General features: G+C 43.8%; 4 protein-coding genes. All 4 read right to left on the reverse strand.

The annotated features are described in order from the left end of the window. Positions 1-6: 6 nt before the first annotated feature. Positions 7-2,088, reverse strand: coding sequence for a caspase family protein (locus VK541_RS02005; RefSeq protein WP_324366411.1), 2,082 nt, complete (start codon positions 2,086-2,088; stop codon positions 7-9). A gap of 4 nt (positions 2,089-2,092) precedes the next feature. Further along, a complete protein-coding gene (locus VK541_RS02010; protein WP_324366413.1) occupies positions 2,093-4,267 on the reverse strand; it encodes a caspase family protein in 2,175 nt (724 codons plus the stop codon). A gap of 10 nt (positions 4,268-4,277) precedes the next feature. Beyond that, positions 4,278-5,705: a C1 family peptidase gene (locus tag VK541_RS02015; RefSeq protein WP_324366415.1), complete on the reverse strand. Its 1,428-nt coding sequence runs from the start codon at positions 5,703-5,705 to the stop codon at positions 4,278-4,280. A gap of 138 nt (positions 5,706-5,843) precedes the next feature. Beyond that, positions 5,844-7,297, reverse strand: a 1,454-nt coding sequence (locus VK541_RS02020) for an alpha-L-fucosidase (RefSeq protein ID WP_324366417.1), incomplete at its 5' end; no start/stop codon positions are given.

Below are 7,297 nucleotides of genomic sequence, written 5' to 3' on the forward strand. Positions count from 1 at the left end.
AATAAATTATTTCTTGCTAAATATAAAATCACCGCCCACATGCCCCGCCAGTTCAAGTGTTCCATACCTTGGCTCTGTTTTTGATTCCGTCATTACCGCTTCGATAATCCGGGTGATGAACATTTTCTGTGCAGACAGATATTTATCCTTGTTTTCGCTAAGTGCCTTCACCAGATGCTTCATGAAAATACTCACATCAGGCACTTCGGTATCATTGCCCGAAGTGATGGCAACGCGGGTTATTTTGTTGTCCATTTCTTTCACTGCTGCAGGGGCATCAGTTCCAATGCTTCTGGATTTAAAAACTGACCCTGAAAAACAAGCATCCGTAATGAGCAGGGTATGTCTCGAAGGCAATTCTGCAATCATATCCAATACCTGTTTGTTTGGCAGCCAGGTATTCACATCGTTGCGTTGCGCATCGGTAAGCAGCCAGTAGCCCTTTTTCTCCTTGTCCACCCAAATCCCGTGACCAGCATAAAAGATCACCAGGTTGTCTTCGGGCTGCAGCGCTTCCTTCAATTCCAGGAACTTCTTTTTAAAATCGTCGCGCTGTGGATTGAACAGGCTATAGATGTTATCATCTGCAAAGTTATAACTGTTCTTAAGGATGAGTTTCAGCTTGATCGCATCAGCAATGGGATTTTCCAGGGATGGAATCGTCGAATCATCATAATTCTGACTTGCGATAAATACGGCATAGTTTTTACCAATTTTTTCAGTTACCGCAATAGGCACCGCTGCAACCGCTGTGGCAGCTTTTTCTATTTCGAAGATTTCTTTTGTTGTATTGCCTGCCAGGTCGGTTGCTATGATCTCAAACTTGTTTATACCATCGGCCAGAGTTACTGTTCCCCAAAAATCACCTGCCTCTTTCGAGTATACGCTATGTCCGTTAATGGTAGTTGATTTTAGACCCGACGGATCTGAAGCCATTCCTTTGATCATGACATCTTTTCCCGCAGCTACAATTTTCAGCCCCCGCGTATTGGCAGGCTCCAATATTTTTATTTCCGGTCCGGTTTTGTCAGCTCTAAGGGCGACAACATGGCTTCCTTCCAGCTTTGCAAGGCCATCTAATGCAGGCTGGTAGTTTGGATTATAAACCAATGCAGCCTCAAATTCTTTTTTGGCATTTACATAATCCTTTAAACCCAGGTAAGCTTCAGCACGGTAAGTATAGTACCGAAATGTCCCTGTTCTTTTATTTTGTCCGAATATGAAAAATTTTGTTGGCTCCATCGCCTCAGTAAACATTGAAATTGCCTGGGCATATTCTTTCTGGCTTAAAGCCAGTAATCCCAGGTAGTAGGATAGTGATTCAAAAACTGTAATCTTGCCAAGTCCGTCAATACTTTTCTTTAAATTTTCCGTATCACCTTTGCCATAATAGGCGAAAGGGAGCACTGATTTTAACACGTCTTTGGCAAGCCTGTAGTCTTCGCCTTTAGTGCCAGCTGCATTCAATGCGATCACTTCATCATATTTTTTCTCTATTAACAGGCTATAAATTTTTGATTCAAAAATACCTCGCTCATGACCAGCTTTTTCACTCAATGACTTTATAGTTTTCAGGCTTTCCAAGTCATTTGTCTGGTAACATACTCCAATTGCAAGTTTACATGATACTTTCTGATAATGTGAAAATGATTTTCTGGTTCCAAACCGTAAGTGTCCTATGGCCGCTCGTATTCCTACAGCCGGGTCGCCGATCGTAAGGTTACCCACAGCCTGATGATTATAAAAAGGCTGGTCCAGGAAAATTTCCAGAGTAGCCTTCACTTCCTTGTCTTTAGTAGTTGACCATTCTCTTTCAGCACTCGCAATCAGGGCATCCCAGCATTTGTTTGCCCCTTTAATGTCACCAGTATTTAACTTCTCATTTGCAATCCAGTCCAATTTTTCATTAGGAAACTTTTCATTACTTTCAAATAACAATTTCTCCGCTTCCAGCGTTTTTCCTTCCTTTCTTAAATGATCGATTTTAGCATTTAATGCTTTTCCTTCTTTAGTGTAATATCCAAATTGAGCTAATAAATTGCCACTGCAAAAGGTTAAAAGTAATATCGTTAGTAGTTTTAATTTCATCAGGTTACTTCTTAGTAAATATATAATCTCCTCCAACATGTCCGGCCAGTTCAAGTGTTCCATATCTGGGTTCGGTTTTGGACTCTGTCATCACGGCCTCCAGAATCTGTGTGATGAACATTTTTTGTGCGGTCAGATATTGCTCCTTATTCTCGCTCAAAGCTTTCACCAGGTGCTTCATAAAGACGCTCTCATCAGGCACCTCCGTATCATTGCCGGAAGTAATAGCTACCCTGGTGATCTTATTGTCCAATTCTTTGATAGCCGCAGGCGCCTTATCCCCCAAACCCCTTGTTTTGAACACCGAACCGGAAAAACACGCATCAGTGATCAGCAAAGTATGACGTGAAGGCAGCTTTGCAATTAGATCCAGTACATCTTTATTGGGCAGCCAGGTATTGACATCCTTATACAGGGCATCCGTCATCAGCCAATATCCTTTCTTTTCTTTTTCCACCCAGATGCCATGGCCGGCATAAAATATCACCAGATTATCTTCAGGCTGAACGGCGCTGCTTAGTTCAAGCAATTTACGCTTGATGTCATTGTTTGAGGGATTGAACAAAGAGGAGATATTACTTTCTTCATAGCCATAATTATTTTTCAGTATCAGTTTCAATTTTACTGCATCTGCAATCGGATTAGCAAGAGAGGGGATGGCCCCATCAACATAATTTTGTGCAGCAATCAGCAGACAGTAGTTCTTGCCTTCCTTCTCTACCACGGAGACTATGTTTTCAGCTACTACAACAGAAGCTGCCTGTTTCTCAATTTCAAATGTTTGCTCTGCTTTATTGCCTGCCATGTCGATGGCTGTGACCACGATCTTATTCACCCCGTTCACCATAGGCACATCTCCCCAAAAAGCGCCCGATAACTGAGCATATATTTTCACCCCATTAACCAGGACCTCTTTGATCCCCGACGGATCGGTTGCCAACCCTTTTACCATTACGTTCTCTCCCTTCGCCGTTATCTTCAACCCGCGGTTTGGCGAGGGTTCTGTAATGGCGATCAGAGGAGGGCTTTTATCTTCATTGATCTCTTTCTGATACTGTACACCCAGATTTGCCAGTCCAGTTATCGCCGGTTTATAATCCGGATCAGAAAGTAACGCCATGTTATAATAGTCCTTTGCTTTTTCAAATGCTTTCAGCCCGACGTAAGCATCTGCATACGCCTTGTAAAGCCGCCACTTATCAATCACAATCCTCCCCTGCTCACTGGCTGCACTGCGCAGCTGGAAAGATTTATCAATATGCTGAACAGCCGTAGCATAATCTTTCTTCGCAAGTGCGACAAGAGCCAGGTAATAATGGGTATCATTACTTTCCTTGTCCATTGGGAGCATTTTTTCAAACTCCTCCATAGCCCGTGCATGATCTCCCATCAGCGTGTAACCCCTGAACAATCCCTCCGTTTTGAGATACCTGTTGCTATTGTCCTTTGCCATTTCGATGACATTTGCATAGTCTTCCGCATATTCGTAAACCCGAATCAACTCGTAGTTTTTCTGAGGTTTGGTGTATAGCTTATAAGTGGGTTTCTCTTTAATCATGCTTATCGCCTTAGCATAATCCCCTTTAAGGGTAGCGACGGTCTCACGGAAATATTTCTGGCTTTCCAGATCCTGATCAATTCCTTTCCCCGGATAAGGCTTTAGATTCATGCTGGTCATTGCCTCCATGCTTTTCACAATCCTGGCTTTTTCCCCGAGCGTATTGTTCAGCTTATAGGTCTCCATCAAAAAGATGAATAAAGCCCTTTCATTGACCAGTTCATTATTGATCAAGGCACCAAAAGGCGTCGCATAAACAACAAAAACATTACCCCCCGTCGATTTAATTTTGTCAATCGCCTTATCTGCTATGAGGTTGGCACCAACGACATCCGAAAGCTTGCCCAGTGTCTTTGCGTATTCAAAAATAGCAAGCGTAGGATAGACTGCAATAGATTTATTGATGAGAGAATCTGCTAACTTGATGTTACCCGCGTTTAATTCCTGCGCAGCACGCTCCGCCAGTGCTTTGGCTTCCGTATATTCCTTAGGTTCCGCCTGACCAGCTTGGCCTGCATTCATGATCTTGGACATCTTTTCAAAAAGATCAAGTCCCCCCTGTCCATTGGATGCAAATCCTGAAAAGATGAGCATCACAATAATAGCCGTAATCTTTTTCATTATATATTTTCTATTTATGGTCCATTTCCACCATCATCGACACTATACTTTTCCCTTTGCTAAATCCTTCAAATGCAATTTTGTCTTTAGAAAACCGGGTGTTTTCCGGAGCAACCATTTTTTCTCCCAATACTTTGAAGATCCGTTCGCTGAAGCTTCCCTGCTGACTGCTAATTTTTGTGACCAGTTCATTGATATTGAGTTCGTCCCTGCTGTAAAGTACACACAGGAAATCTTTCCCCGGCTTATCGTCAAATTCGATAAAATGGTCTTCATCCGGAATGGCGATGTCATTGCGTTTATCAGTTAAAGCAGCACTGATCCCATCTTCATATGGAAATATTTTCGTCACCTCATTGCTTAAATCAGTGCTGATCGCATACACATAAGCTGGCTCATTATTGGAAATGTAAATGCGAAACCTGGTTCCCGAGCTGTAATTTGATGCAGTTTGATATACAGACAGCGGCTCAGCAGTTTTTTTTGCCGGTACTACCTTTAAACCACGTGTAGAGGTGAACAGGCTTACAGGCATTTCGTTATTGTCTGCAAGAACCAGTCTGATATTTCCCGAGAGATCAGCTACTTCTGGTTTAGCCTCAGGAAGGTCAATAAATTCGTACGCATAGGCAGTGAACCCTGCAAAGTCAGCATACTTTATCCATATATATCCCTCATTCCCCCATTTGGTGCCCCAGCTATTTTGGATTTCAAAAGCACCGCCTTCTTTATTATCATCATACCCAACCACACACATTGCATGCCCGCCGACTTTTGGATCAGCTTCCTCAACAGGAGCCCAGACCCCTTTTGCGTTGAAAAATGACGGCGGACATATCATCCCGAATACAACCGGCTTTTGCTCGGAAATAGATTTCTTCACAGACTGCACCTTTATATCCCGGGTTGCATTAAGATCAAAGAGGCGCATAAAATCCTTTATTCTACCAGTCTGGGCGCTGGCAAGCTGAACATTTGAAACAGAGGGAATGCAGGAAGCAGAAAGCGCACTAAAAGGAATGAGACCTTTAGTCTTCATTACACTGAAAGCCATTGATATATAAGAACCGGACTTGCACGACTGGTCATCAGGGCTCAATAAGCGAAATAAAAAGGCCGGCGAATAGGCGTGTTCGGTGATGTATGTTTTATCCAGCCAGTTATTTTTTACCGCGTCTACTATTGTTCTTCCGCAATAGGCCGATGCCCATGCGGTACAAGTACTGTACATCCCCTGATTGCCCGGGATTGGAGAAAATTGTTTTATTGAGGCTGACTCCGGCAACGACTCCAGACTGCGCGTAAGTTTGGCCTTCTTTTTAACAACACGATAAGACTCGTTGTCAAAGTTCATACCCATTCTGTATGGCTGCTGTGCATCGGATTTGAAAGTAAAAACAACAAATACCGTAAAAACCAAGAATATCAATTTAGTCATCGAGCGTATGTATTATAAGAGGATAAGAGGGGCCCTATACCCTATGCTAAGATGATTAAAGTATTTGGTTAAAACAATACCCATTAATAGGCATTTTCAAACATCACCTCGGCTTAGTTTTTCAGCTATCCGTAAGAACTATTCTGTCCGAAACGCAAAAGCCAGCGCAGGCAAATCCTTAGCAAGATCTCCCGGCATCAAAATCCTGACCTCACCATCAACCATATCCCATTTCAGCTGCTGCTGATTTTGAAGGAAAATGACCTTTGAGCCCTTCACCGGAACATTGCCTTTCCAGCTGATGTATTCCGGCATTGGCTGCTCCGCCTTCAGGCAAGTCAAAGCATATTTTGTTTTGCCATCCTTTGACTGCGTAAACCAGGTATCGCCATCATGATAATCCTTCGTGATCCGCGTGTTGTAGATCGCTTTGCCGTTAGCATTAAGCCATTTTCCAATCTCTTCAAGCCGGCCGATCGCTTCAGCAGGAATCGTCCCGTCAGCCTTTGGCCCTACGCCCAGCAGTAAACTTCCTCCCTTTGCTACAATTTCAATCAGGCTATGGATCACCTGTCCCGCCGGTTTATAGCGTTCATTATTGCCAAAGCCCCAGGCCCCGCCCAATGTGATACAGCTTTCCCAGGGATGATCCAGCTGTCCTTCCGGGATCTTTTGCTCAGGCGTCTGGTAGTTTTCGTATGGCCCGTGCACTGTTCTGTCTACTACCAGGAGGCCGGGCTGCGCTTTTCGGGCCATACCCACAATTTTGGGCATGTCAATATCCTGGCTCCAGGCCGGGATGGCAGCACCCCAGGCGCGTACCTCATCATTAACAGTTTCCAATGGCCTTACCCAGCCACCGTCAAGCCAAAGAATATCCATACTCCCATAATTGTGCATCAGCTCGCTGAGCTGCTTATAAGTATAGTCTTTGAACTTATTCCATCTCCAGGAATGTTTGCGCAGGTCATAATTGTTGTTCCTGTCTGCCGTCGCATATTTGGGCCACCAGTAATATTCGGAGTGCCAGTCCGGTTTAGAAAAATAAGCACCAATCATGAAGCCCTCCTTCCTGAAAGCGTCAAAGACATATTTGGCCACATCCTTTTTCGGATTATTGGCAAAAGGTCCCTTAGCGATGCTATAATCAGAAGTTTTAGTATCAAACATGGCAAAGCCGTCGTGATGCTTGGTGGTAAAGACCAGGTACTTCATTCCCGCATCCTTGCCCGCTTTGGCCCAAATCGATGGATCAAACTTAACCGGATTGAATTCTTTATTCAGCCCAAAGTACCATTTCTTGTAGTCATCATAGCTTTTAGTGCTGTCACGTTCTATCCAGTCTTCAGAACACACCGACCAGGATTCAATAATACCGGGCACCGCATAAATGCCCCAGTGAATGATCATTCCAAACTTCTGGTCCTGCCATTTGTCCAGCTTGGCCTTTACCAGCGAGTCGGCTGGCCATTCATAAGACGAAGACTGCTGATGCAGATTGCCCTGTGCAGAACCGCGTTTAGGAAAAATCAGGAGAAACAGCAATACAAGGATCGCAATCAAAAGCTTAAAAAACGACCACTTATTGTGAA

The sequence above is a fragment of the Pedobacter sp. genome, assembly GCF_035317785.1.
Classification (GTDB): Bacteria; Bacteroidota; Bacteroidia; order Sphingobacteriales; family Sphingobacteriaceae; genus Pedobacter.